The 25293-nt window shown below is 64.4% G+C and carries 23 protein-coding genes; 15 read left to right on the top strand and 8 right to left on the bottom strand.

Annotated features, from left to right (window positions below):
* Nucleotides 1–96: 96 nt before the first annotated feature.
* The 3 genes from VW23_RS17060 to VW23_RS17050 all read right to left on the bottom strand — a co-directional run bounded on the left by VW23_RS17060 (nucleotide 97) and on the right by VW23_RS17050 (nucleotide 4156).
* A complete protein-coding gene (locus VW23_RS17060; protein ID WP_069910746.1) occupies nucleotides 97–1269 on the bottom strand; it encodes a M24 family metallopeptidase in 1173 nt (390 codons plus the stop codon).
* Between the two features lie 221 nt (nucleotides 1270–1490).
* A complete protein-coding gene (locus VW23_RS17055; protein ID WP_069910745.1) occupies nucleotides 1491–3026 on the bottom strand; it encodes an ABC transporter substrate-binding protein in 1536 nt (511 codons plus the stop codon).
* 95 nt (nucleotides 3027–3121) lie between these two features.
* Nucleotides 3122–4156, bottom strand: coding sequence for a GntR family transcriptional regulator (locus VW23_RS17050; protein WP_069910744.1), 1035 nt, complete (start codon nucleotides 4154–4156; stop codon nucleotides 3122–3124).
* Between the two features lie 251 nt (nucleotides 4157–4407).
* Between VW23_RS17050 and VW23_RS17045 the strand changes: the two genes are divergently transcribed.
* Both VW23_RS17045 and VW23_RS17040 read left to right on the top strand, forming a co-directional pair.
* Entirely contained in the window at nucleotides 4408–5580 is a 1173-nt protein-coding gene (locus VW23_RS17045; RefSeq protein WP_244513633.1) for a hypothetical protein, read from the top strand.
* A complete protein-coding gene (locus VW23_RS17040; RefSeq protein WP_084646257.1) occupies nucleotides 5580–6086 on the top strand; it encodes a hypothetical protein in 507 nt (168 codons plus the stop codon). The genes VW23_RS17045 and VW23_RS17040 overlap by 1 nt, the downstream gene beginning before the upstream one ends.
* A gap of 109 nt (nucleotides 6087–6195) precedes the next feature.
* Here the strand turns inward: VW23_RS17040 and VW23_RS17035 are convergent, their stop codons facing one another.
* A complete protein-coding gene (locus tag VW23_RS17035; RefSeq protein WP_069910743.1) occupies nucleotides 6196–7230 on the bottom strand; it encodes a LacI family DNA-binding transcriptional regulator in 1035 nt (344 codons plus the stop codon).
* Between the two features lie 157 nt (nucleotides 7231–7387).
* Here VW23_RS17035 and VW23_RS17030 point away from each other — a divergent pair, with 157 nt between their 5' ends.
* The 5 genes from VW23_RS17030 to VW23_RS17010 all read left to right on the top strand — a co-directional run bounded on the left by VW23_RS17030 (nucleotide 7388) and on the right by VW23_RS17010 (nucleotide 12341).
* Nucleotides 7388–8422 carry a Gfo/Idh/MocA family protein gene (locus VW23_RS17030; RefSeq protein WP_141728370.1) on the top strand — a complete coding sequence of 345 codons (1035 nt, stop codon included), beginning with the start codon at nucleotides 7388–7390 and terminating at the stop codon, nucleotides 8420–8422.
* Nucleotides 8423–8432: 10 nt separating this feature from the next.
* Nucleotides 8433–9374 (top strand): sugar phosphate isomerase/epimerase family protein, encoded by a 942-nt coding sequence (locus tag VW23_RS17025; protein ID WP_069910749.1) that lies wholly within the window; start codon nucleotides 8433–8435, stop codon nucleotides 9372–9374.
* 64 nt (nucleotides 9375–9438) lie between these two features.
* The gene (locus tag VW23_RS17020) at nucleotides 9439–10440 is read left to right on the top strand and encodes a substrate-binding domain-containing protein (protein WP_069910741.1); all 1002 of its coding nucleotides are present in this window, start codon (nucleotides 9439–9441) and stop codon (nucleotides 10438–10440) included.
* 66 nt (nucleotides 10441–10506) lie between these two features.
* Nucleotides 10507–11289, top strand: a complete 783-nt coding sequence (locus tag VW23_RS17015; RefSeq protein ID WP_084646256.1) for an ATP-binding cassette domain-containing protein — start codon at nucleotides 10507–10509, stop codon at nucleotides 11287–11289.
* The gene (locus VW23_RS17010; RefSeq protein WP_069910739.1) at nucleotides 11286–12341 is read left to right on the top strand and encodes an ABC transporter permease; all 1056 of its coding nucleotides are present in this window, start codon (nucleotides 11286–11288) and stop codon (nucleotides 12339–12341) included. The genes VW23_RS17015 and VW23_RS17010 overlap by 4 nt, the downstream gene beginning before the upstream one ends.
* 59 nt (nucleotides 12342–12400) lie before the next feature.
* Here the strand turns inward: VW23_RS17010 and VW23_RS17005 are convergent, their stop codons facing one another.
* From VW23_RS17005 to VW23_RS16995, 3 genes are read right to left on the bottom strand one after another with little or no spacing between them, the layout of a single operon-like run.
* A complete protein-coding gene (locus VW23_RS17005; RefSeq protein WP_069910738.1) occupies nucleotides 12401–13489 on the bottom strand; it encodes an ABC transporter ATP-binding protein in 1089 nt (362 codons plus the stop codon).
* A gap of 22 nt (nucleotides 13490–13511) precedes the next feature.
* Complete coding sequence (locus VW23_RS17000; protein WP_069910737.1) at nucleotides 13512–14156, bottom strand: ThuA domain-containing protein; 645 nt, start codon at nucleotides 14154–14156, stop codon at nucleotides 13512–13514.
* 17 nt (nucleotides 14157–14173) lie between these two features.
* Complete coding sequence (locus VW23_RS16995) at nucleotides 14174–15382, bottom strand: ROK family transcriptional regulator (protein WP_069910736.1); 1209 nt, start codon at nucleotides 15380–15382, stop codon at nucleotides 14174–14176.
* Between the two features lie 296 nt (nucleotides 15383–15678).
* On the opposite strand from VW23_RS16995, the gene VW23_RS16990 reads away from it, so the two are divergent.
* From VW23_RS16990 to VW23_RS16980, 3 genes are all read left to right on the top strand, one after another.
* Nucleotides 15679–16938, top strand: coding sequence for an extracellular solute-binding protein (locus VW23_RS16990; RefSeq protein WP_069910735.1), 1260 nt, complete (start codon nucleotides 15679–15681; stop codon nucleotides 16936–16938).
* A 70-nt stretch (nucleotides 16939–17008) separates the two neighbouring features.
* Nucleotides 17009–17941, top strand: a complete 933-nt coding sequence (locus tag VW23_RS16985; protein WP_069910734.1) for a carbohydrate ABC transporter permease — start codon at nucleotides 17009–17011, stop codon at nucleotides 17939–17941.
* Nucleotides 17941–18783 (top strand): carbohydrate ABC transporter permease, encoded by an 843-nt coding sequence (locus VW23_RS16980; RefSeq protein WP_069910733.1) that lies wholly within the window; start codon nucleotides 17941–17943, stop codon nucleotides 18781–18783. The genes VW23_RS16985 and VW23_RS16980 overlap by 1 nt, the downstream gene beginning before the upstream one ends.
* An 18-nt stretch (nucleotides 18784–18801) precedes the next feature.
* Here VW23_RS16980 and VW23_RS16975 read toward each other — a convergent pair whose 3' ends face one another.
* Nucleotides 18802–19701 (bottom strand): GntR family transcriptional regulator, encoded by a 900-nt coding sequence (locus VW23_RS16975; protein ID WP_069910732.1) that lies wholly within the window; start codon nucleotides 19699–19701, stop codon nucleotides 18802–18804.
* 181 nt (nucleotides 19702–19882) lie between these two features.
* Here VW23_RS16975 and VW23_RS16970 point away from each other — a divergent pair, with 181 nt between their 5' ends.
* From VW23_RS16970 to VW23_RS16950, 5 genes are all read left to right on the top strand, one after another.
* Complete coding sequence (locus VW23_RS16970) at nucleotides 19883–20845, top strand: ABC transporter permease (protein ID WP_425285216.1); 963 nt, start codon at nucleotides 19883–19885, stop codon at nucleotides 20843–20845.
* Nucleotides 20842–21609 carry an ATP-binding cassette domain-containing protein gene (locus tag VW23_RS16965; protein WP_069910731.1) on the top strand — a complete coding sequence of 256 codons (768 nt, stop codon included), beginning with the start codon at nucleotides 20842–20844 and terminating at the stop codon, nucleotides 21607–21609. The genes VW23_RS16970 and VW23_RS16965 overlap by 4 nt, the downstream gene beginning before the upstream one ends.
* 85 nt (nucleotides 21610–21694) lie before the next feature.
* Nucleotides 21695–22612 carry a sugar ABC transporter substrate-binding protein gene (locus VW23_RS16960; protein WP_069910730.1) on the top strand — a complete coding sequence of 306 codons (918 nt, stop codon included), beginning with the start codon at nucleotides 21695–21697 and terminating at the stop codon, nucleotides 22610–22612.
* Nucleotides 22613–22756: 144 nt separating this feature from the next.
* Complete coding sequence (locus tag VW23_RS16955) at nucleotides 22757–23770, top strand: zinc-binding alcohol dehydrogenase family protein (protein ID WP_069910729.1); 1014 nt, start codon at nucleotides 22757–22759, stop codon at nucleotides 23768–23770.
* 226 nt (nucleotides 23771–23996) lie between these two features.
* Entirely contained in the window at nucleotides 23997–25292 is a 1296-nt protein-coding gene (locus VW23_RS16950) for an ABC transporter substrate-binding protein (protein ID WP_069910728.1), read from the top strand.
* Nucleotide 25293: the final 1 nt, after the last annotated feature.

Here is a 25293-nt window from a genome sequence, read left to right as displayed (position 1 = left end):
CGGCGGCGTAAGAGGGATATACGGGCCAGGGGGTGCTCTTCGCGCGCCGGCCTGTCGGCTGCGTTGACACCAGCCCCGCCATGTCGGAACCCCACCTCATGCGATAACGATCTCGTCGATCCTACGCGGATAGTGGGTCATGCTGTCTGGGCCTTCGGCGGTGACCAGCACGGTGTCGGCAATGCGGTAGCCGGCAAAGCCGGGGATGGTGATCGAGGGCTCGCTCGAGGCGATCATGCCGGGCTCGAGGATAGTCTGGTCGCCCGCCTCGATCCACGGGGACTCGTGGAACATGATGCCCATGCCGTGGCCCACCCGGTGCAGGGCATTGTCGGCCATGCCCTGGTCGCGGATGTAACCGAGCGCCAGGTTGTCCGAGGAGGCGCAGGTGTGGCCGGCGATCAGCGCGGCGGTGGCCATACGCTGCGCCTCATAGGCGACCGAGTAGTGCCGTTGCTGTTCAGTTGTCGGCTCGCCGATGAAGAAGGTGCGCTCGCTCTCGGCCGCCCGCCCGCCAACCCGGCAGCCTAGCGACAGGATCAGGCTTTCGCCGCGCTTGACCGGATTGCCGGTCGGCATGCCGTGCGGAAAGCTCGAGCGGATGCCGGAATAGACGAGGCCCGAGGCGAGGCCCTGCACCAGCATCAGCTCGTTATGCTCGGAATACATGATGTTCATGGCGTGCCGCGACACGTGTTGCTCGATGGCGATCTCGCTCGGCAGCTCGCCGCCTTGGCGCACGGCCTCGCCGATCAGCGCCACGCCGGCGCGCACCATCTCGTCGGAGATCCGCGCCGCCTCGCGGTGCAGCACGATCTCCTCGGGATACTTCCTGAGCCGCATCTGCTGGACGATGGTGGAGGGCACGACCTTCGCATTGGGGAAGGCCGCCGCGATCTGCGCGATCCGGCCGAACGCAATGCCGTAGCTATGGGCGACGGTGCCGGATTGGGCGGGGAGGGCCCGCGCCAGTACGTCAAAGGGTTTGTCGACCCCGGGAAACTCGAAATAGATCACCGGCTCGGCGGCGATGATCTGATGCGCCGCATGCCCCTGTTCGAGCCGCGGCAGCAGCAACCAGGCACCGGTCTGGCTGATGGCAAAGACCACCGGCCGCTCGGTCGTGTAGTGCGAAAAGCCCGTGGTGTAGATGACATCGTCATTGGCATCGAGCAGCAGCAGGTCCACCCCGGTCTCGGCCATGCGAGCGCGGATGTCGCGATGGACGCGAGCATAGAAATCGGCGCCAAGGCGCTGCGAGAAACTCATGTCATCTCCTCGGGCATTCACGTTGTGATGGAAGCGCACTGCCCCTCACCCCGACCCTCTCCCCAGAGGGGAGAGGGGGCGCTGCGGCACTGTTGGTGCTCCTCTCGTCCCCTCTCCCCTCTGGGGAGAGGGTTAGGGTGAGGGGCAGTCCGTTCCGAATTTCAAACCAAAGTTCCGGCCGGCGCCTGGGAGGGAACGCCGGCCGGGGGAGGGGCAGGGACTTATTCGTCCATGCCGATCAGGCCGCGGAAATTGCCGCGGGGAGTGGCCTGCACTTCAACCGGGAAGGGCTGCTTGTAGAACAGCTGGTAGCCCTGGTCGGAGATGATGAAGTAGGGCAGGTCGGAGGCTAGGATGGTCGCCGCTTTCTGGTAGGCGGTGGCGCGCGCCGCCTGGTCGAGCGACGAGCGGCCTTCCTGCAAGAGCTTATCGACCTCGGGGTTGGAATAGCCGCCCCAGTTGGTCGAGCCGCCGGTCGACAGCTGGCCGAACAGCAGCCGGTCCGGATCGACGATGTTGAGCCAGCCGAGCAGGGCGATCTGGTGCAGGCCCTTCTGCACATAGTTGGTGGAGAAAGACGGCCAGTCGGTTATCTGCACCTGGGCATCGACACCGGCCGACTGCATCAGCGCCTGGGTCAATTCGACCGACTGCACGCGGTTGGGGTCTTCGCTGTGGGTGGAGAGCGTCACCGTCAGCTTCTTGCCGTCCTTATCGAGGATGCCGTCGGCGTCAGAATCCTTCCAGCCCAGTTCGTTGAACTTGGCCACCGCGCCTTCGACACTGAAGGTCGGCTGCTTGATATCGGCCGAATAGGCCCAGGACGAGGGCAGGATGATCGAGGAGGCGATCTCGTCGACGCCCTGGTAGATGTCGTTGACGATCGAATTCTGGTCGATCAGCATCGAGAAGGCCTGCCGCATGCCGGGCTCGGCAAGCAGCGGGTCCTTGACGTTGTAGTTGATGTAGGTGACGCCGAGGCCCGCGGTGATGACGTTGCCGAAGCGGGTATCGGCCTTCAACCGTTCGATGTCGTTGGGCGACAGCGGCGACTGGATGACGTCGAGATCGCCCGCCTCGAAGGCCTGGGCGCGGGCCGAGTTGTCGCCGATGATCTTCACCGTGACATCGGTCACTTCAGGGGCGCCGCCCCAGTAGCTCGGGTTGGCCTTGAGCACGATATCGCTGCCGCGGTTCCAGGCAGTGAGCACCATCGGGCCGGCGCCGACCGGATCGGTGGCCGGGTCCTTGCCGGCTTCGACCGCCGCCTTCGACACAATCCCCTTGTCGAGATAGCTGAGCAGCGGCGCATAGGGCGCCGAGAGGGTGAACTTCACCGTCTGCGGGTCGACCGCTTCGATCTTGCTGATCGGGCTGTAGAGCGCCCGGTCGGGGGCGTTGAAATCGGGGTTGATGACGCTCTCATAGGTGAACACCACGTCATCGGCGGTGAGCGGCGAGCCGTCCGAGAAGGTGAGCCCCGAGCGGAGCTTGAAAATGTAGGTCTGCGGGTCGGGCGATTCCCAGCTTTCGGCGAGATCCGGCACCGCTTCGAGCTTGGCGGTGAGGTGCACGAGGCCCGCATAGATCAGGTCGGCGGTGCGATAGGCGGTGGTGTCGCGCGTCAGGCGCGGATCGAGCGTGCCGGCATCGACGTCGGTGCCGATGACGATCGCCTTGTCCTGAGCCAGCGTGACGGTCGCCGGCATCGCCCCCAGCGCCACGATGGCGGTGGTCAGCAGCAGTAGTTTGTTCATTCCCGTTCCCCTGTGAACTTTGTTGCAGTCATTGCCCCGGCGCCTTCAGGAACAGCCACGTTCCACCCTCGAAGGCGCCAGGGATTGGTTTGGTCTCACCCCTCGGCGACGCCCCTTTCGGGGATGTCGCTTTCGGGCCCCGTCTCGTTGCCGGCAATCTTGCTGCGGCGGAGGTCGGCGAGGTGCGGCACGAGCACGCCCTCGAGCGCACCCGGATCCGGCGCATGCCGGTATTCGAAACAGGGCACACCCGGCTGGACCAGGTCGGCCACATGGTCGGCGCCCGAGGCAAAGATCACCGCGTCGCATTGGGCGATGACCTCGCCAAGGTCCGGCGAGGACAGCCAGGTGACGCGGATATCGGAGACGTGCGGCGCGAACTCGCGCACGCTCGGCCGCATGATGGCGATGTATTCCTCGAAATAGGTCACAGCGGCGATGCGGGTGCGCGGGTCGAGCCCGGCCAGCGCCTGCCGCGTGCGCACCGACGGGATGAAGCGCAGGCCCAGCACCCGTGCCTCGGGGATCAGCGCCTGCACTTCGGCTTCACGATGGAGGAAGGTGAGGACGATATCGGCCTCGGTGCTGATCCGGCGCAGCTCCTCGGTAACCCTGAGGGAGTCGAGCGTCACCAGTTGCACCTGGTCGTTGGTCGCCAGCACCGGCTTCAGCTGCGCCACATAATCCCGCCCCGGCCCCTCGAAGATCGCGACGAACACGATCTTCAACCCGGCCTTGGGGCGGCGCAGCAGCGATTGGGCGTTGATCATCGAATTGAGCGTCAGGGTCGAGATGCCGAGCTTTTCGGCCTTGCCGATCAGCACCTCGATATCGGCACGGAGCGAGGAGACCGGCAGGTTGTCGACGCCGTGCTTCTTCATGTCGGAAACGGCAAAGGCGCCCAGCCCATGCTTCATCTCGACGAGGCCGGCGTCGCGCAGCCGCTGATACACCTGAGCCACCGTCATCGGCGCGATGCCGAGCTCGGCGGCGAGCTGGCGGACCGACTGCAGGCGGGTGCCGTGGGCAATGCCGCCAAACGACAGCGCATAGCTCAACAGGCCATAGAGCTGCGTGCCGACCGGCACGGGCAGGGACTTGTCGATGCTGTTGGCGTCGATCGAGAACATGTGTTCTAACCACCTGATACACCTCGACGGTAGCGCTCATCTTTGCGGATGACAATCGGGTGTCGCGCAAAATTCGTGCACAAGCTGTCGACTGCTCAAATGTCATGCAAAACAGCGTGTTATCGGCCGAGCGGGGCCGGTTCCGGTCGCAGTTCGCACCACATATGCAACGAAAGTCGATCTGTGCCACTGGCGGCGAGCCGGCCGATGGTGTTCTAGTTTGCTATGTCAATCAGGGGTGAGGAGCGGCCATGAGCATGCAACTGGGATTGGAACTGGCGCGGCTGACTGCCGGCCTCGACCGGCTCTATCGCGATGTGCCACGCACCCAGAGTTTTCTCGACCGCGAGGGGCTGATCCCGGTTGCCATGGCGCAGGTCGAGCCCTATGCGCTCGCCAGTTACGGCGAGGCGCGCGACCGCCTGGAAGCCTTTGCGGCGCGGATTCCCGGCGAGGCCGAGAGCGATCTCCGCCGCGCCTACCTTACCGAAATGGTGGATTCGCTGCTGGCGCTGCTCGATACCTTCGAGAGCCGGCAGATCTCCTATGCCGAGCGGCTGCGCCGGCAGATGCGGGTCGACACGCAGCTGGTGAGCGACGAAATCCTCGATGGCTATCGCCACACCATCCGCGAGAACCTCGACGAACTGGGCTATCGCGGCGGCTCGCTCGCCGAGGATGTGGGGCGGTTTGAAGCCGATACGCTGGTGCCAGCCGACCAGGTGCTGGCCACCATGAGTGAGGTGACGCGCGAGGCGCAGCGCCGCACCAGCGAGATGATGTACCTGATGAACGACGAATGGCTCGAGCCGGTGCGGCTCGATGACGTGCCGTTCACTGCCTATTGCGATTTTCCCGAGCGCAAGATGCGGCTCAACCTCGCCATGCCGTTCACCCGCTCAGCCATCAAGCACCTTGCCTGCCATGAGGCTTTCCCCGGCCACCTGGTGCATATGGCGCTGCGCCAACGCTATGTCGCCGAGGGCAAGATGCCGCTCGACGGCGCGCAGGTGGTGACCAGTTCCGCCAGCAGTGCGCTGTTCGAAGGCATTGCCGATAATGGCTGGTTCTTCCTCGACTGGATCAACACCCCCGAAGATGTCGTCGGCATGACGCTCGAGCGGCTGCGCGCGGCGCTCCGCTGCAACGCCGCCTGGATGCTGCATGCCGAGGGCCGCTCGCACGAGGAGGTGGCGCCGATTATCGCCGAGGCAGGCTACCAGGATCTCGAAACCGCGAAGAGCCGCATTGCCTTCCTCCGCCATGGCCTGAGGGCGCCGTTCGTTTACGGCTACTGGTGCGGCGATACATCGACCCATGCGGTGTGGGAGAAAGTGCCGAAAGAGCGCCGCAAGGAGTTCTGGGCCTATCTCTACGGCAACATGCACACCCCCTCGACACTGCGCGATTTCTGGACGGTGTGATGGCTTCCCTCGACAAGCACTGGCCGGCTTTTCTCGCGCTGGTCCGCCAATCCGGTCCGGCTGAACCGCTGTTCGATTTCGTCGCCGGGCTGATCGGCGAAGCGATCGGCAGCAAGCTCACCACGGCCACGCTGTTCGATGTGCCGGCCGGCCGGCTCCGCCGCCTCTACACTCAGAACGCCACGGCCTATGCGGTCGGCGGCTTCAAGCCGATCCCGGACAACCAGTGGACCGAAACGCTGATCCGCCGGCAGCAGATCTATACCGCGCTCAGCCTCGAAGCGATCGCCGTGGATTTCGCCGACTGGCAGCTCATCGGTTCGCTCGGCTGCGAGTCGATCGCCAACCTGCCCATCGTGGTCGGCGGTCAAACCATCGGCGCCTTCAACCTGCTGCACGAGGCGGGGTATTACACGGCCGAGCGGCTGGCCCGCGTCGACGAGGTGATGCCATTTGCGACGATGGCGTATCTGGCGGCGGTGTTTGGGGAGCGGGGGGCCACCTAAGAACGGGGGCGGCACGTCTGCTAGCGAAAGTATCCGCTCGCTGCGGGCCCTATGAGGTGTATGTGCACGATGAACCCGTCGTTGGGTTCCAAATGCCGCAACCCGGCGCTCAACTGCTCCGCGCGTTGTCGCTGTCGCCTTCAACCAGTTCCATCGGCCAGACCCGACGCACGATGCCCTGTGGATAGATGTCGGCGTACGCCGGCATCGAGGCGAGCAGCGATTCCCCCAGACCAATCCCCACGTCGCGCAGCGACACCCTGAAGCAGGTGAGCGCCGGCGACAGAAACCGGGACAGCGGCGACTCCCGGAAGGCGATGACCGCCACGTCCTGGCCCGGGTTCAGTCCCGCATCCCGAAGGCCCCGGTAGAAGCCGATCGCCATCAGCTCGTAGACCAGCAGGATAGCCGTCGGCCGCTGCGCCATGCCGATCAACTCATGCGCCGCCTGGTACCCGCCCTGTTCTGATGACGAGGTGTAGATCACCAGGCTCTGGTCGAAGGCGATGCCGTGCCGGGCCAGGGCCTCCTTGTAGGCCTGAAGGAAAATGACGCCGAGATTGATATCGCTGCTCGGTACAGCGACAGCGATGCTGCGGTGGCCCTTGGCGACCAACCGGTCCACTGCGCGGTTCGCCACGCCCTCGAAATCGAGGTCAATCCACGGATGGTCGCTCGGGGTGCCCGTCCGGCCGAGCGCGATGAACGGCACGTGCGCCTTGTTCAGCAGTTCGACGCGCGGGTCCTTGCGATGGGTCGCCGAGATGATCAGCGCGTCGACCAGCCGCCGCGCGATCATGCGGCGCAGATACTCGGTGGGGTCCTCGTCGGTGGCGCAGGGGAGCACCACCAGATCCAGCTGGTGTCGGCTCAATACCGCCTGGACGCCATCGAAGACGCCAAAAAAGAAGTTGTCCGGGTTCCCCGAGGTGTCGGCGCCGGCCTCCATCATGAACCCGACGGCATTGGTTGTGCCCTGTCGCAGCGTGCGTCCCGCCTGGTTGGGTACGTAGCCGAGTTCGGCTGCCGCATCGAGCACCCGACGCCGGGTGGCTTCATTGACGTCAGGACGCCCGTTCAAGGCGCGCGAGACCGTACCGATCGAGATGCTCAGATGTTCGGCAAGCCTCCGTATGCCCTTCATAATACTCGCTTTTCCCGGTGCGCCAGGTGCTTCCGAAAACGTTTACGCAATTCTCTTGACACAGAAATGTCTCCGAATATAGCGTCGTAAACGTTTACGAAACTGTCGCGCAGAGCTGCGAAAGGCGCCGACAGGTTTCCCTGGGAGGGGTAATTACGTGTCATTTCGTGCCGTTCTGGCCGGGTGCGGAGCTATGTCTAAAGGTTGGCTCAAGGCCATTGCCGAGACGCCGGCGCTGCGGGACCGCATCACCATTGTCGGCCTCAACGACATCAACCCCGATGCCGCGCATCGCCTCGCGGCGGAGTTCGGTCTGAGCCGGGCGGCGGTCGAGAGCGATCTCGACGCCCTGCTCAACGGCACCAGGCCTGATCTGCTGTTCGATGTGGTGATCCCGGGCGCCCGGCACGACGTGGTGGCAACCGCGCTCGAACACGGCTGTCACGTGCTGTCCGAAAAGCCGATGGCAACCAGCCTTGCCGATGCCCGTGCCCTGGTGGCCCTCGCGGCGAAAGCGGGCAAGACGCACGCCGTCGTGCAGAACCGCCGCTACATTGCCGGTGCGCGACGCATTCGCGGACTGATCGACAGCGGGGCGCTCGGCGAGCTGACCGCCCTGCATGCGGATTTCTTCATCGGGGCGCATTTCGGCGGCTTCCGCGATGTCATGCAGAACGTGCTGCTACTCGACATGGCCATCCACACCTTCGACGCCGCCCGGTTCATGTCGGGCAGGGATGCCCTGGCGGTCTATTGCCTCGAAAGCAACCCACGCGGCTCGTGGTACCAGCACGGCGCCGCCGCCAACGCCATCTTCGAGCTCGCGGGGGACGCCACCTTCACCTATCGCGGCTCATGGGCTGCCGAGGGCGCCAACACAAGCTGGGAAAGCCAGTGGCGGATCATCGGCACCCGCGGCACGCTGCTCTGGGATGGGCTCGACGGCTTTGCAGCGCATGTCGTCGCTGGCGACGAGGGCTTCCACCGGCCGCTGGCGGACCTTGCCGTGCCGGAGCCGGCCGATGCGGGCCAGACCCGTGGTCATGCCAGCGTCATTGCCGATTTCCTCCGCGCCATCGAAACCGGCACGCCGCCGGAAACTGTCGGCAGCGACAACATCAACAGCCTCGCCATGGTGTTCGCCGCCATCGAGAGCGCCAGGACGCGGCAGCGCGTCACCATTGCAGCTTGAGGATTTCGAATTGACCGATCCCGCCAAGGCCATCCGCATCGGCACCATGATCTCCGCCAGCGCCGGCCACGCCGCCAACCGCATCGCCGAGATCGCCGACCTCGGCTTCGAAAGCTTCGAGCCGTTCTTCTGGCAGACCACCAACGGACAGGATCTCGCCGAGCTCGGCAAGCGCTCGCTCGACGCCATCGGCAACCGCGACATCACCATTTCCACCCTCGGCATGTTCGGCAATCCGCTGGAGGACCAGGAAATGGACCGCCAGACGCTCGAGGGCTGGAAGGATTGCATCGACAACGCCCATCACTTCGGCGCCACCACCGTTGCCGGCTTTACCGGCCGGGTACGCGGCAAGCCGCTCACCGACAGCCTGCCGCAGTACAAAAAGGTCTGGTCGGAACTGGCCAGGCGCGCGGCCGACAAGGGCGTCCGCATTGCCTTTGAGAACTGCGCCATGGATGGCAACTGGCAGACCGGCGACTGGAACATCGCCCACAACCCGGATGCCTGGGAGCTGATGTTCAACGAGACGCCGGACGACAATATCGGGCTCGAGTGGGAGCCCTGCCACCAGCTCGTTTACCTGATCGATCCGCTGCCGCAGATCCGCAAGTGGGCGCACAAGTTCTTCCACGTGCACGGCAAGGACGCGACCGTCCGCTGGGACGTGATCAAGGAGCACGGCATCTTCGGCAAACAGAAGTTCGTGTTCATGCGCACGCCGGGGTTCGGCGACAGCAACTGGACCGACATCATCTCCGAACTGCGCCTCGCCGGCTGGTCGGGATCGATCGACATCGAAGGCTGGCACGACCCGGTCTATCGCGATGCCCTCGAAATGACCGGCCAGGTCCGGGCGCTCAACTATCTCAAACACAGCCGCGGCGGCGACTTCGTGAATCTGACGGCGCAATACGAGGGCGGAGACCCGTCGCTTCGACGCGCCAGCTGATGAGTGGTGCCGGCGGGGGAGCCGGCACGCAAACCGTGCACAGCACGAAAGGGAGGACGTGACTATGACTAGGATTGCTCTGAAGGCACTGACGGCTGCAGCTTTTGCAACCGTCACCATCGCCAGCCTGACCAGTGTCGCCATGGCCGAAACCCTGCGCGACAACTGGTGCAGCGACGTCAAGATCCGCTTCTTTGCCGGTGGCGCCGAGGGAGATGCCTTTGCCTCGATCGTCTACAACGGCGCTGTCCAGGCGGCCAAAGATACGGGCGCTCAAGTTGACTATGTGTTCTCGGGCTGGAGCTCGGAAAAGATGATCCAGCAGCTGCGCGAGGCCATCGGCGCGGCGCCCAATGGCATCGCCATGATGGGTCACCCGGGCAATGCCGCGATCCTGCCGCTGGCCGAAGAGGCCTCTGCCGCGGGCATCAAGATGATGTACCAGAACGTGCCGGTCGACGAGGCGACTGCAAAGTTCGGCGGCGGCTATGTCGGGGCCCAGCAGAAGCCGCAAGGCAAGGCTCTGGGCGAGGAAGCCATCCGCCGCTTCGGCCTCAAGGCCGGCGATGTTGCCATCGTCATGAGCGACTGGTCGCAGCTCGAGCGTGCCGAACGCGAACTGGGGACGCTGGAGGCGTTCGAGGCGGCCGGGCTGAAGGTCGTGAAGCTGCAGAGCCCCGAGGGCCTGGGCACCGATCCGAACACCGGCATTCCGGTGATCACCGCCGCCATTACCGCCAATCCGGACGTCAAGCTGATCGCCTATCCGGGCGGCCAGCCGCTCGGCAATGCCGCGACCTACATGCAGGCGGCAGGCAAGAATGCCGGCGACATCATCAATATCGGTTTTGACACCAGCCCGCAGATCGTCGAGGCGTTCAAGGACGGCTGGGTCCAGCTGACCTCCGACCAGCAGCCGTTCCTGCAGGGCTACATGCCGATCCTGTCGCTCTGCCAGCAAGTCGTCTACGGCCTCGGCGCGATCAACGTCGATACCGGCGCCGGCTTCGTTACGCCCGAGAACTACGGAGCGGTTGCGGACCTGGCCAAGGAAGGTCTTCGCTAAGAGTTCTCGGCGGCAGGGGTCCGGCTCCCGCCGGGCCCCGGCCTATCCACTTGCAGCGAGGGCATCGTGCAAAATCGTATTATCGAGCTCAAGGACATCAAGAAGTCCTATGGGCAGGTTTACGCCCTTGGCGGCGTTGACCTTCACGTCGACCAGGGCGAGGTGGTTGGCCTGGTCGGCGACAATGGCGCCGGTAAGTCCACACTCATCAAAATTCTCGCCGGCGCGGTTCGGCCGACAACCGGTGAGATTTTGGTCCGCGGCGAGCCGGTTTCGAACTGGAACGCCGGACGCTCGCGCGAGGCGGGCATCGAGACGGTGTTCCAGGACCGGGCGCTGGCCGTTCAGCAGACCATCATCTGGAACATCTTCATGGGCCGCGAACTGGTGGGCCCGCTTGGCTTTCTGAAAGTTCGCAAGCAGCGCGAAGAGGCCGAACGGCTGATGCGCGAGATCGGCTTCACCTCCAAGGTCTTCGGCCCCAGTTCCATTGTTGGGCAGCTGTCCGGCGGCGAGCGCCAGGGCGTGGCCATCGCCCGCGCCATGTACAACCAAAGCGACCTGATTATCCTCGATGAGCCCACCACGGCGCTCTCGCTCACCGAGACCGCCAAGGTTTTCCATTTCGTCCGGCAGGCGCGGGCAGCGGGGCGCTCGATCCTGTTCATCGGTCACAACATCCACCACGTGTTCGATATTTCCGATCGCTTCGTCGTGCTCGACCGCGGGCGCGTGGCGCTGCAGGCCAGCAAAGCCGAGCTCGGCTCAGCGGAAGCCCTGGTGCGTTTCATGGAAGAACTCGCCCATCCGGGCGGCGCCGGCGTTCAGTCCACAGGAGGGACAGTATGACCGATACAGCCAATCGTGACGGTCAGTCGCCGGCCAAGGCCCTCGACGCGGACACCGTCCGTCGCGTTGCCGAAGGTAAGCACGCCGACCGCTCCAGACTTCGCCGCTTCTTCCGCGACCATCGCCCGGCCGTCGGTTCGTTCGTCGTGCTGGTGGTGATGCTGGCCTGCTTCTTCGTGGGCAACCCGGAAGTGTTCTCGCAATGGAACATGTACCGCGCCGTGCTCATCGGCCTGCCGGTCGTGCTCTTCGTCGTGGTGCCGCTGGTCTACGTGGTGACCGTAGGCGAAATCGACCTGTCGTTTCCGGCGACCATCGGCATGGCGGGGTGGGTTTTCGCGCTGGTGGTCCAGGCGGGGTATGATCCGTTTCTCGGCATCATCGCAGCCGTGCTGACCGGCCTGGTCCTCGGGCTCTGCGTCGGCTGGCTCGTGGTCTATGCCAACCTCTCGTCGCTCATCGCGACACTGGGCATGAACTTCATGCTGCGCGGGCTGATCCAGATCAATACCGAGGGCAAGTCGATCGCGCTGGTGGGCCTGCCCAAGACCCTGACCTTCCAGATCTTCGGTGGCCAGTTCTTCGGCATTCCCGTGCAGGTTCTCTGGGCCTTGCTGTTCGTGGCGATCTGCTCGTTCATCTACAACCGGCACCGCTTCGGCGTGCATGTGCACATGGTCGGCGACAACCCCGACGCGGCGCAGCAGATGGGCATCAACGTCAAGCTGGTGCGGCTGAAGACCTTCGCCTTCGTCGGCCTTGGCGCGGCGCTGGCGGGTGTCGCCGCCGTGATGATCAATTACACCTGGTGGCCGACCTCCGGTGATGGCTACCTGCTTCCCGCGCTCGCCTCGGTGTTCGTCGGAGGCACGGCGCCCTGGGGCGGCATCGGCACGATCATCGGGAGCGCCATCGGCAGCTTCACTGTGTCGTTCATTCAGTCTGGCGTTGTGGGAGCGGGCCTCTCCGGCTTCTATGTGCAGTTCTTCTACGGGCTGATCATCATCCTGTCGCTGCTCGGGCACCGCTGGAACCAGGTCCGCTATCGCTAGTCGAAGGGCACCGTTCCTGCTGGATCGGTGCCCCTTCGTCGAACTCGAAGCGATCTGTGCTAGAGGCGCAGCCCGTGGGCGTCGAACGCCAGCGCGGCGTCGAGCTCGATGCCGACGCTGATCGGCGTGCCGGTGGCGATCCGGGCGTGACCCTTCTGCTGGATCGTCACTTTGGTCTCGCCGTCCCGGCCGACGGCATAGACATAGGAGACGCCGCCAAGCTGCTCGACCACCTGCGCCGTCGCGGTCAGCGCGCCGCCCTCCGGACGGGCCTCGGTAAAGTGCTCGGGCCGGATTCCGACGCTGACCGTCTGGCCGACGCTGACGCCTTTGCCACGGCAACGGACCTGCAGTTCCGGAGCGTCGAACGCGGTCAGGGAAACCGTCACGCCACGATCGTTGCTGCCGGTTACCGTGCCCCCGAGAAAGTTCATGCGCGGTGAGCCGATGAAGCCGGCGACGAACAGGTTGTCGGGATCGTCATAGAGCTCGATCGGCGTGCCCTGCTGCTCGATCTTGCCGGCCCGCAGCACCACGATGCGGTCGGCCAGGGTCATCGCCTCGACCTGGTCATGCGTCACATAGACCATGGTGGCGCCGAGCTGCTGATGGAGCTTCGCGATCTCGATGCGCATCTGCACGCGCAGTTCGGCGTCGAGGTTGGATAGCGGCTCGTCGAACAGGAAGGCTTTCGGCTGGCGCACGATGGCACGGCCGATGGCGACGCGCTGGCGCTGGCCGCCCGAGAGCTGACGCGGCTTGCGCTGCAGCAGCTCGGTCAGCTCCAGCGTACCGGCGGCACTGGCGACACGCTGGGCGACCTGGTCGGCGGGCATGCCGCCCATCCTGAGGCCGAAGCCGAGGTTCTGTTCCACCGTCATGTGCGGATAAAGCGCGTAGCTCTGGAACACCATGGCCACACCACGCTCGGAGGGGTCGAAATCGGTGACGTCCTCGCCGCCGATCAGCACCTGGCCGGAGCTCGGTTCCTCGAGGCCGGAAATGGTCCGGAGCAGGGTGGATTTGCCGCATCCGGACGGTCCGACGAAGACGACGAACTCGCCATCCCCGATGTCGAGATCGACGTCGTGGATCACGGTCACCGCGCCGAAACTCTTGTTGATGCCTCTGAGCTGAAGTTCAGCCACGGTTTCCCTCCCTGCCTGCCTGCTAGCGCGCTGCCCAGAGGGCGCCGCGCTCGAAGATGGTGCGCATCTGCGGCACCTCGAATTCTCCCACCACATGGCCGAGCGACGAATAGAACACCCGGCCCTTGCCGAAGCGGCGCTTCCACACCACCGGCATCACCACGCCGTCGATCTCCTCGAACTGCTCGCCCGAGAAGGTGGTGGTGGCGAGCACCTCCACGCTGGGGTCGAAGTGCATGTAATATTGCTCCGACCGGTAGGGAAAATCGCCGATGCCGGCCATGATCGGGTCGTCGCCGCGCGTGACGTTCACGGTGTAGTCGATGATGTTGCCGGGGTGGGCCACCCACTGGCCGCCGGTCATGAACTGATAGTCCGGCTCGTTGCGGAAGCTGTCGCACATCAGCCCGTGAAACCCGGCAAGGCCGGTGCCGCCGCGCACGGCGGCGAGGAGGTTCGTCAGTTCCTCGCGCTCGATCCGCGACATGGTGATGACCGGCACGATCAGGTCGAACTGGCTCAGGCCGTCATCGGCAAACGCCTCGGTGGTGTTCTCGAGGGTGACCGCGAAGCCATGGCTCTCGAGCATGCCGCTGACGAGCTGCGCGCTCTGCTCCGGCGTATGGCCATCCCAGCCTCCCCACACGATCAGCGCTGACTTGCTCATGGAAATGTTTCCTCCAGTTATGCTGCGTTCCACGGGGCGCTGTAGATGTCGCGCAGCATCAGCGCCGCGGCCCCCCGTGCCCAGAGCTGGTCATCCAGGGTGTGGAAGATCAGCTCGGTGGAATTGAAGTGAGTGAGAAAGCTGTTGGCCTGCGCCGCGGCGCGCACCGTCGGCGCAATCACTTCGCCATAGCGTTGCGACTCAACCGCGACGATGATCTTGGCCGGGTTGACCAGGTTGATGATGTGGGAGAGCCCAACACCAAGCTTTTCGGCCTGCCGCTGGATGAGACGCTGGCCCCTTGCATCGCCCGCCTGAGCGAGCCCGGCGAGGTGGTCGAGCAGGTCATACGAGGCGGCAGCGTCCAGCGCTTCGCCCAACTCCTGTCGCGCCTGCCGGCGCATGGCGGCGTCGCCCACATGGGCGTTGAGGCAATCGTGCTGGCCGCATTCGCAAACCATCCCCTCATTGCCGACCTTGATGTGGCCGAAGGCCGGCCCCAGCTTGCTGGAGCCGCGCTGCAGATCGTCCTCGAGCCACAGCCCGAGGCTCGCCGTTTGGTCCAGCACCACCACGCCAAAGCTGCGGACGCTCTGCGCGTAGCCGAACCAGCTCTCGGCCAAGGCGAGGAGGTTTGCCGGCTTTTCGAGTTTCACCGGCAGGCCGGTGCGCTCGGCCAGGAGCGTCCCGATGGGGATTTCCCGCTCACCGAACACTGAGCTCGCATAGCTGCGGCCGGAGCGCGGGTCGACGATGCCAGGGATGCCTATGCCGATGCCCTTGATGCGGCTCCGATCCACCCCGGATTTGCCGATGCACTCCTCCATGGCGTCTTCGATCAGGTCGACGATCACCTCGGCGGGCTGGCGGGCCAGCCGCACCGGCAGTTGCACCGAGGCAACTGTTTCGCCGCGGAAATCGATCAGGGTTGCGGTGGTCAGCGCCTGCGAGATGCGCACGCCGATGACGAACGCCGCGTCACGCACCAGCCCGAGCAGCACCCGTGGGCGGCCGCGCAGCGTCTCGTTGGTCGGCGTGGTGTGGATGGCCTCGATCAGCCCTTCCTCGATCAGCGCGCCGGTGATCGCCGATACCGTGGTGCCGCTGAGCAGGGTGCGTTCGGAGATCTCGACCCGCGAAATCTGGCCATGGCACCGGATCGTCTCCAGCACATGGTACTTGTTGATTTCCCGCATCAGCAGCGGATCAGCGATCTTTACGGCCACGAACTCGCCCCGGGCATCTGGTCAGTCAATTGCTTTGTAACCCGTACAAAAGGCGCTGATAGCACGATCGTCGAATAGCCGGCACTCAGCGGCAGAGTACCGAAAAACAGGCGGTCCTCAAGCGTCTATCCGCAGATTGAGCTGTTTCTGCAGAGCTGAGGTACGTGCCTCTTGCTTCCTTTAATAAGGGATGCTTAGAAAGTAGCAAGTGGTGATTGCGGTAGGGACCGCGTCTGCCGCTGCGGCCGACTGCGCCAGAGAGCGCCCCCCCGGCTGCCCAAAGGAGGAGGAAACCCATGAAGCGAATTGCGCTTGCCGCAATGCTCGGCCTGATGGCGCTCGCGCCGGTGCAGGCTCAAACAGTGGTGAAGTATCTGAACATCGCGTCCATCCCGGATGAGGTGAAGCTGATGACTGAGGCGGTGGCCGAGTACGAGGCCGCCAATCCGGGCGTGAAGGTCGAGCTGCCGTTCCTCGAGAACGAGGCGTTCAAGGCCAAGCTGACCACGCTGCTGCAGTCTGCCGATGCGCCCGATGTGTTCCACTCATGGGGCGGTGGGGTGTTCTACGAGCAGGCCAAGGCCGGTGTGCTGCGGCCGATCGAGGGCGTCCTGTCGCAGGAAGCCAAGGATGCCCAGGGTACGGCAGGCGTTGCGGCCTTCACCGCGCCTGACGGCCATATCTACGGTATCGCCCGCGACGTGGCCGAAGTGGTGCTGTGGTACAACAAGGCACTGTTCACCCAGGCCGGCGTCGACCCCGAGAGCCTCAAGACCTGGGACGGGTTCCTCGCTGCCGTGCAGAAGTTCAAGGATGCCGGCATCACCCCGCTGGCGATGGGTGGCAAGGACAAGTGGCCGGCGCACTTCTGGTGGAGCAAGCTGGTGGTGCGTCTGGCCGGGCAGGACGGCTTCAACGCCGCGGCGCGCGGCGAGGGCGACGGCTTTGCCGGCGAGGACTTCGTCAAGGCCGGTCAGTTCTTCCTGCAACTGGCTCAACTCGATCCGTGGCAGGAGGGCTTCCAGGCCGCCACCTATGGCGATGCCTCGGGCTATTTCGGCGACGGCAAGGCCGCGATGCACCTGATGGGCGACTGGGACTACGGCGCCATGAAGGACAACTCGGCGACCAAGCAGGGTATCCCGGATGACCAGCTCGGCATCCTGCCGTTCCCGACCATTGACGGGGGCAAGGGCGACCCAACCGATACGCTGGGCGGCCTGTCCGGCTACCTGTTCTCCAAGAACGCCTCCGACGACGCGGTCAAGTTCATCGAGTGGTACAACGCCAAGCCGGTGCAGTCCCGCTTCGCCAATGCCGGCTACTACATCCCGATCGTCAACGGGGCGGCCGACGGCATGACCAACCCGTTCAAGGTGCTGGTGGCGCAGGATATCAACAAGGCCCACTGGCATGCGCTGTTCTTCGATCAGGCCCTCGGGCCGGCGGTCGGTGGTGTGGTGAACGATGTGTCGGCGGATCTCGCCGCCAACGCGATCAGCGCCGAAGACGCCGCCTTGCAGGTCAAGGAAGCCGTGGACGACGCGGCCAACTAAGGCGTTTGGCCTGAGGTCGGCGGGGCAACGATTGCCCCGCCGATCGCATCTGCCTCGAAGGGAAGCGAGTATGGCAAGCATTACGACCGCAGTTGCCGCGGGCAGAGGTGTCGCCGTCCGCCGGCGCCGCTACATGGATCGCAAGAGCCTGGTCCCGCTGCTGATCTTCCTGCCGCCCTCGCTGATCCTGTTCACCGTGTTCGTCGTCCTGCCAATGGTCGATGCGGGAACCTTCTCGTTCTTCCAGTGGAACGGCTACGGGCCGATCACCAATTTCGTCGGCTTCGAAAACTATGCCGACGTGATCAACCATCGCAATTTCGGCACTGCGGTGCGCAACAGCCTGATCGTGGTGGCCGTATCGCTGCTGATCCAGCTGCCGCTCGCCATGTGGTGCGCCATTGCCCTGTCCGAGCGCTCGGTCAGCATCAACATTCTGCGGACGATCTTCTTTTTGCCCTTCATGCTGGCCGAGGTGGCGGCGGGGCTGATCTGGAAGTTCGTCTATGACGGCAATTACGGGCTCTTGCCGATCATCGGCGATGCGCTCGGCACCAAGATGCCGTTCGTTTTGGCCGACAAGTTCTGGGTGATCCCGGCCATCATGCTGGTCATCACCTGGAAGTATTTCGGCTTTCACATGATGATCTTCATCGCCGGCCTGCAGTCGATCCCCAACGAGGTGGTCGAGGCGGCGCGGCTCGATGGCGTCAAGAAGTGGCAAATCGTGCGCCACATCAAGATCCCGATGATCCGCTCGGCCATTGTGGTGTCGGTGTTCTTCGCCATCACCGGCGCGCTGCAGCTGTTCGACATCATCATCCCGCTCACCAATGGCGGCCCCTCGCATTCGAGCCACACCATCGTGACCTTCCTCTACCAGTTCGGCATCCTGCGCATGAAACTGGGCTTTGGCGGTGCGGTGAGCGTGCTGCTGTTCATCGCCTGCGTGATCGTGGCGCTCGCCTACCGGCGTATTCTCTTCAGGGTGGAGCAGAACTGATGGCCACGGTATCGAGGAAACGTCGCCCGGCCATCTCGGCCTTCCAATGGATCACCCTGCTGGTGGTGGCCGCCTTCGTGATCGTGCCGTTCTACACCACTGCCCTCGGCGGCTTCAAAGAGATCGGCGAGCTGCGGGTCAATCCGTTCGGGTTGCCGCAGAGCTGGGATCCAGCGCGCTTCGCCGAGATCATCGGCGGGCCGCGCTATGTGCCCTCGCTGCTCAACTCGCTGCTCGTCGCGCTGGGCTCGGTGGTGCTGTCGACGCTGCTCGCTTCGATGACCGCCTTCGCCTTCGCCCATATCAAGTTCTTCGGCAGCCGGTTCCTGATGAGCTACCTGATGCTGGGGCTGCTGTTTCCGTCGGCTACCGCCATCCTGCCGCTGTTCATCAAGATGCGCGACCTGGGGCTGCTCGACAGCCACCTCGGCATCATCATCGCGCAGGTGGCGTTCTCCATCTCGTTCTCGGTGCTGCTGTTCTACAACTTCTTCAAGGAGCTGCCCAAGGAGCTGATCGACGCGGCGCGCATGGATAATTGCGGCTATATCCGCATCTACTGGTACGTCACGCTGCCGCTCTGCCTGCCGATCATCGCTACGGTCGGGGTGTTCAATTTCGTCGGCAGCTGGAATAGCTTCCTGCTGCCGCTGATCGTGCTCAACTCCGATGCCAACTATACCTGGCCGCTGGGGATCATGCAGTTCCAGGGCCAGTACGGTTCGGACTGGCCGCGCATCCTGGCGTTCCTGACCCTGTCGATCCTGCCGGCCATCGCCTTCTTCCTGTTGGCCCAGCGCTACGTGATCTCGGGGCTGACCGGCGGCGCCGCCAAGGGCTGAGCGGAGCAGCGAACTCGCTCAGCCTGCCGCAGCATCGCTGGTGGAGCGGATCAGCGTTTGCCTCGCCGAAGCCAGGTGCTTGCGGCAGGCGCTGGCGACCGCGCTCCGCGATTGGCTCAGCAGTGCATCGATGTAGGCAAGATGCTCGCGGATCGCCACCTCGTTGCGCTCCCGCTCGTCCTGCTTGTTCCACTGGTAGTGGTAGTGGAAAATCAGCGTGATGATATCGAAGAAGCCGTCGATGAAGCGGTTCGGCACGGCCGTGTTCACCAGCCGGTGAAAGCGGCTGTCGAGGTCGGAAAAATCCTGGAAGCGGGTCTCGATCTCGCCCAGCAGGTCGAGATGCTCCTGGCGCAACCTGCGCAGTTCGTGCCACAGCGGCGAGCTCTCCGGCAGGCTGCTGAACTCCCGGGCTGAGCGCAGCTCGAACATCTCGCGGATCTCGAACAGCTCCAGCGCGAAGCTATGGGTGAAGCCTTGCAACACCCAGCCGCCGCTCGGCCGCCGCTCGATCAGCCCGAACCGCTGAAAACTGTTCAGAAATTCGCGGATCACCGTGGTCGCAACTTTGAACTGACGCGCCAGGTCGAGCTCGTTGATCAGCGCCCCGGCTTTAGCGTCGCCGCGCAGCATCCATTCCATGAACTGTTTTTCGACCTGCACCGAGGTCGGCACCGTCTCGGCTTCGGGGAAGGGCAGCACCTCGCCGGCTGAAGCGCGCGCAAAGCGCGACCGTCCCGCACCGGCCACCACGCCCTCTTCGGTGAGCGTCTGAAGGATCTTGCGCACCGTAGTGCGGCTCACACCCAGCTCGGCCGCCAGCGTGGTCTCAGACGGTATCGGATCACCGTCGCGCAGCCGCGAGGTCAACAGCAGGGCATCGTTGAATGCCCGTTTGAACAACGTATCGGTCTTCACATCGCTCTCCGTTCATCTGTTCTGTAACTGATAAAAAACAATTTGACGATGCGCGGAAATAGAAGTTTTTTGTACATAAGAAACACGGGAGGGGCGTGTGCTGGCAAAACAGGGACCAGATACCGAAACGGCTGAGGTACGTGCCCGGTCGCTCGCGGACGGCACAGCGCTTGGCGTGGCGCTGAAGCTGCTTGGTATCGGTCCGGTGCTGATCCTGATCCTGCTGGTGGTCGGCATCAGTCTCGCCACCCCCAACTTCCTCAAGCCGGTCAATCTCGGCAACATCCTGGCCCAGTCTGCGGTGATCGCCATCGTCGCGATCGGCCAGCACCTGGTGATCCTGACCCGCGGCATCGATCTCTCGGTCGGCGCCAACCTGGCGCTGGCAACGGTGATCGGTGGGCTGGTCTACCGCCTCGCCGATTCCGGCCCGCTGGTGATGATCGCAATGCTTACCGCCGGTGGCCTGGTGGGGGCGGTCAACGGTATCGTCTATGTGTTTGGCCGGCTGCCCCACCCCTTCATCATCACGCTCGCGACGCTCAGCATCGCCCGTGGCCTGGCGCTGGAGTTCGCCATCGGACACACCACGATGCGCGGCATGCCGAGCGAGATCGCCTTTATCGGCGGCGGTGCGACGTTCGGCATTCCCAACTCGTTCTTCGTGGTGTTCGGCGTCGCGGCATTGGTCCTGCTGATGGCCCGCGCCATGGTGTGGGGGCGTTGGATCTATGCGGTGGGCGGTAAGCCCGAGGCAGCAGTGCAGATGGGCATCCCGGTCAAGTGGGTTCTGGTCTCGGTCTATGTCATCTCGGGCCTCTGTGCCGGCGTCGGCGCCATCGTGCTGGCGGGCCGCACCGAAGCCGCCTCGCCGCTTTATGGGAACCTGCTCGAGCTCGACACCATTGCGGCGGTGATCATCGGTGGCGCCAGTTTCCTGGGCGGGCGCGGCCATATCGGGCATGCCCTGGTCGGCGCCGTGATGATCGGGGTAATCCGCAACGCCCTCAACCTGCTCAATGTCGATGTGTTCTTTCAGATGATTGCCATCGGGGCGATCATCGTACTGGCCGTCGAGGCGGACGTGCTGCGCAACCATCTGGAAGCGCGGGTGCGCGTCATGCAGTCGGGGAGGGCGTCATGACCGCCGCCGCGTCCGCCTCGCCGGTCCTTGCTGTGCGCAATGCCGAAAAGCGCTTCGGCGCCGTGCACGCCTTAAAGGGCGTGAGCCTCGAAGCGTATCGCGGTGAGGTGCTGGCGCTGCTTGGCGATAATGGCGCCGGCAAGTCGACACTGGTCAAATGCATCAGCGGCGTCCACGGGCTGGATGGCGGCGAGATCGAACTCGATGGCCAGCGGACCGCCATCCACAATCCGGCCGCAGCGCGCAGCGCCGGCATCGAGACCGTCTACCAGGACCTGGCGCTGTTCGACAACCTGACCCCGGCGCAGAACTTTTACTGCGGGCGGGAGCTGTCTTTCCCCTCCTGGCTGCCACGCGGCATGCGGCTGCTGAGGCGCCGGGCGATGGACCAGGAGGCCGCCGCGGTGATCGAGCGGCTGAAGGTGCGGTTGCCCCGCTTCGATGCGCCGGTGGCGCTGATGTCGGGCGGGCAGCGCCAGGCCATCGCCGTGGCGCGGGCGACGGTGTTCGCCCGCAAGGTGGTGATGCTGGACGAGCCGACCGCGGCGCTCGGGCTGCGCGAGGCGCGCAAGGTCCTCGACCTCATCGCGCAGCTGCGTGATGAGGGCAACGCGGTGATCCTCATCACCCACAACATGGAACATGTCGTCGAACTGGCCGACCGCGCCGTGGTGCTGCGGCAGGGGCGCAAGGTCGGCGAGCTCAAGCCAAGCAAGGCAAATCAACACGAACTGGTCTCGCTCATCGTCGGGGCAGAGGCCTAAGGGCGCCGGTGCAAGCGCTCGGGGGATCGATTCCGAGAGGGATCGAGGAGAGCGACCGCCAACGCGGTCGGAATGGGAGGAAACTATGAAGCTCAAACGACTGCTGGGAGGGTTGGCGCTCGCTGCGGCGATTGCCGGGCCTGCCGTCGCAGAGGACAACGTGAAGCTCGGGTTCATCACCAAGTTCCCGGTGCCGTTCTTTGCCACCATGGAAGACGCGGCCAAGGCTTATGCGGCGGCCAATCCGGGTGTCGAGATCATCTACGGTCAAGGCACCTCGGCCACCGATATCGAGGGCCAGATCGCCCAGATCGAATCGATGGTCACCCAGGGTGTGCAGGGCATTGCCCTGACCCCGGTCGATCCGACGGTAGCGCCGGCGCTCGACAAGGCGATTTCCCAGGGCGTGAAGATCGTCCTGATGGACAACAGCATCCCCGACTGGAAGGGACTGACCTCACTCGCCACCACCGACAACTATGCCGCCGGGGTGATTGCCGGACAGTACCTCAAGTCGGTGCTCAAGGCTGGCGATACACTCGGCATTCTCGAAGGCGTCCCGGGTGTCCCGGCATTGGACGATCGCGTCAACGGCATGCTCGAGGGCCTCAAGGGCGTTGAGGTCAAGGTGGTCGGGCGTGCCGGCACCAACTGCACCGAAGAACTCGGGATTAACGTCGCCCAGGATCTGCTCACCGCCAATCCTGATTTGAAGGCGATCTATGCTGCTTGCGGCCCTCCAGCCGCAGGCGCCGCGCAGGCCATCAAGAACGCCGGCATCGCAAGCGACGCGATCGTCCTGGTGGGCTTCGATTTCTGCTGCGGCGAAGCGGAAGCCCTGACCGCAGGCATCGAAGACGCGACCGTCGCGCAGTTCCCGGCGAAGATGGCCGAGCTCGGCGTCGATGCCCTGGTCAAGGCCATCCGCGGCGATGAGGTCCCACTCCTCATCGACTCGGGCGCCGCACTGGTGACCAAGGACACCATGTCTCAGTTCCAGTGACGCGCCGCGAGAGCCGGGCCCTCGGTCTCCCCGGGACCCGGCTCTCGCATTTTCCACGCAGGTTTTCGGTTTGTCGCGCTTTCGAACCGGAAAAGTCTGCAACTTTTCCTGAAAGCGCTCCACGTCAATCGAAAGTCTTTGAGTATGCATGCGCTTGTCTGCCGCCAGCCCGGAGTGCTCGAGCTCGAGACCCGGCCAACCCCACAGCACGGCGAAGGCGAGGCGCTGGTGCGCCCGCTCCGGGTGGGGATCTGCGGCACCGACTACCACATCTACGAGGGCAAGCACCCGTTCCTCGAATATCCGCGCGTCATGGGACATGAGCTCGCGGTCGAGGTGCTGGAAGCGCCTGATGGCTCGGGTTTCGATCCTGGTGAGATCTGCGTGGTCAACCCCTACATTTCCTGCGGCAGTTGCATCGCCTGCCGCGCCGGCAAGCCGAATTGCTGCGTGCGGATCGCCGTGCTCGGCGTGCATCGCGACGGCGGCATGGCCTCGCTGCTCAGCCTGCCTGCCGCGAACCTGGTCAAATCAGAGGGGTTGAGCGTCGATGCCTGCGCTACCGTCGAGTTCCTCGCCATTGGGGCCCATGCCGTGCGCCGCTCGAAGGCGGCGGCAGGACAGCGCGCTTTGGTGATCGGGGCGGGTCCCATCGGTCTTGGCGTGGGGCTCTTTGCGGCGCTCTCGGGCGCTACGGTCACCATGATGGATCTCGATCCGGCGCGACTCGCGGTCGCCGAGGCGATTGTCGGGGCTCGAACGATCGTCGCGGGCGACGGGGCCAGGGAGGCCGCCGCCGCACAAACCGGCGGAGACGGTTTCGACATCGTGTTCGATGCGACCGGCAACGCCCGCTCGATGCAGGGCGGCTTCGATTTCGTCGCGCATGGCGGGACCTATGTCCTCGTCAGCGTGGTGAAGAGCTCGATCAGCTTCGAGGACCCCGATTTTCATCGCAAGGAGATGGCACTGCTCGGCAGTCGCAACGCCACGTCGGAAGATTTTCAACAGGTGATCGCCGCGATCGCGTCCGGTCGCATCCCCATCGACAAGCTCATCACGCATCGCACGACGCTGACTGATGCGGCGCGCGACATCGCACTCTGGGCCACGCAGAAGCGTGGACTTATCAAGGCGGTGATCGAGATCACCGCCTAGCCACCGGTCGCTTTGCGACTGCGATCTGTAGAACCCCGTGGGTCATGGCACCCGCGGGGCGTTACCCGTTTGGTGCTGCAAAGCGGGGGCGCGGCACTGACATGTTAGAAGGATTTTTCATCTGCTATCGCCCTGATCGGGTTGCGACATGCAACTTAGATGATAACGTTTCAACTTACTTGATGGAGGAACGGCCTGAAGGTCGGCAATCAAGGAGGAGGAACCAATGAACATGCATAAACTCACGTCCAAAGTCCGCCGTCGCGCCGTGCTGGCCGGGGCAAGCCTCGCCATCGTGCTGGCGGCAATGCCGGTGCTGGCACAAGACCTGAGCGGCGAGCTCGTCATCCTGCAGTGGCAGGGCGGCACCGATGCCGAGATGTGGCAGAAGCTCGAAGCCGATTTTACCGCCAAGAACCCGGGCGTCGCCGTCCGCGAGCTGGTAGTGACGGGGCAGGGCGACATGCGCGGTCCGATGCGCACGGCGCTGCTCGGCGGCGAAAAGGTCGATATCATCATCAACACTTGGCCGGCTTTCCGCGCCGAGTTGGTCGATGCCGGCATCCTGCGTCCGATCGACGATCTGTGGGCTTCGGCCGGCCTCGACGCTGTGCTCGATCCATCCTGGAAGGATCTCGGCTCTACCGCCGGCGTCACCTACGGGGTGAACTACACCTACGGCGACCGCTCGGCCATCTGGTACAAGAAGGCCCATCTCGAAAAGGCCGGCGTCGAGCCCCCCAAGACCTGGGAAGAGTTCCTCGCCTCGCTCGACAAGCTCAAGGCCGCCGGCTTTGCCGCGCCGATCGCCATGCCGGCCAAGTACTGGGCGCATGGCGAGTGGTTTGAAACCCTGCTGCTGCGCACCGGTGGCGTCGAGGCTGCGTCGAAGCTCGCGGCCCACGAGATCCCGTGGACCGACGATATCGTCAAGACCACGCTCAAGAAGTATGCCGAGCTGCTCAAGGCCGGCTGCTGCGGCACCCCCGAGCAGATGTTCGCCGGCGACTGGGACTACTCGGCCGACCAGATCTTCACTGCCGATGCCTCCAACTACCTGATGATCGGCATGTGGATGAACTCCCGTGCCCGCAACGACTACAAGCTCAACGAAGGCGTCGACTACTCGATCTTCCAGTTCCCCGCGCTCGGCCTCGGGCATGACGACACCTCAAGCGTCGATGCCAAGGAAGTGGCCGTGACCGCCAATGGCGCCAACCCGGCGGCGGCCGATGCCTTTGCTGTCTACATGGTCAGCAAGGACGCTGCCGATATCCTCGCCTCCTATGGCTATGCCTCGCCCAGCAAGAATGCCGACCCGTCGCTGCTCGGTCCGGTGCAGCAGGTCGCGACCGCGGCCGTGGCGCAGTCCAAGGTGCAGTTCGTCCTTGGTGACCTGCTTCCCGGCGACCTCGTCGATGAGTATCGCGTCCAGCTGCAGAAGTTCCTGCAGGATCCGTCCGATGCGACGATCGACGCGGTAACCGCGGCGATCGAAGCCAAGGCGCAGGAACTCTACTGAG

This window comes from Devosia insulae DS-56 (assembly GCF_000970465.2).
GTDB lineage: Bacteria > Pseudomonadota > Alphaproteobacteria > Rhizobiales > Devosiaceae > Devosia_A > Devosia_A insulae.
This window is presented reverse-complemented; position numbering and strand designations above follow the sequence as displayed.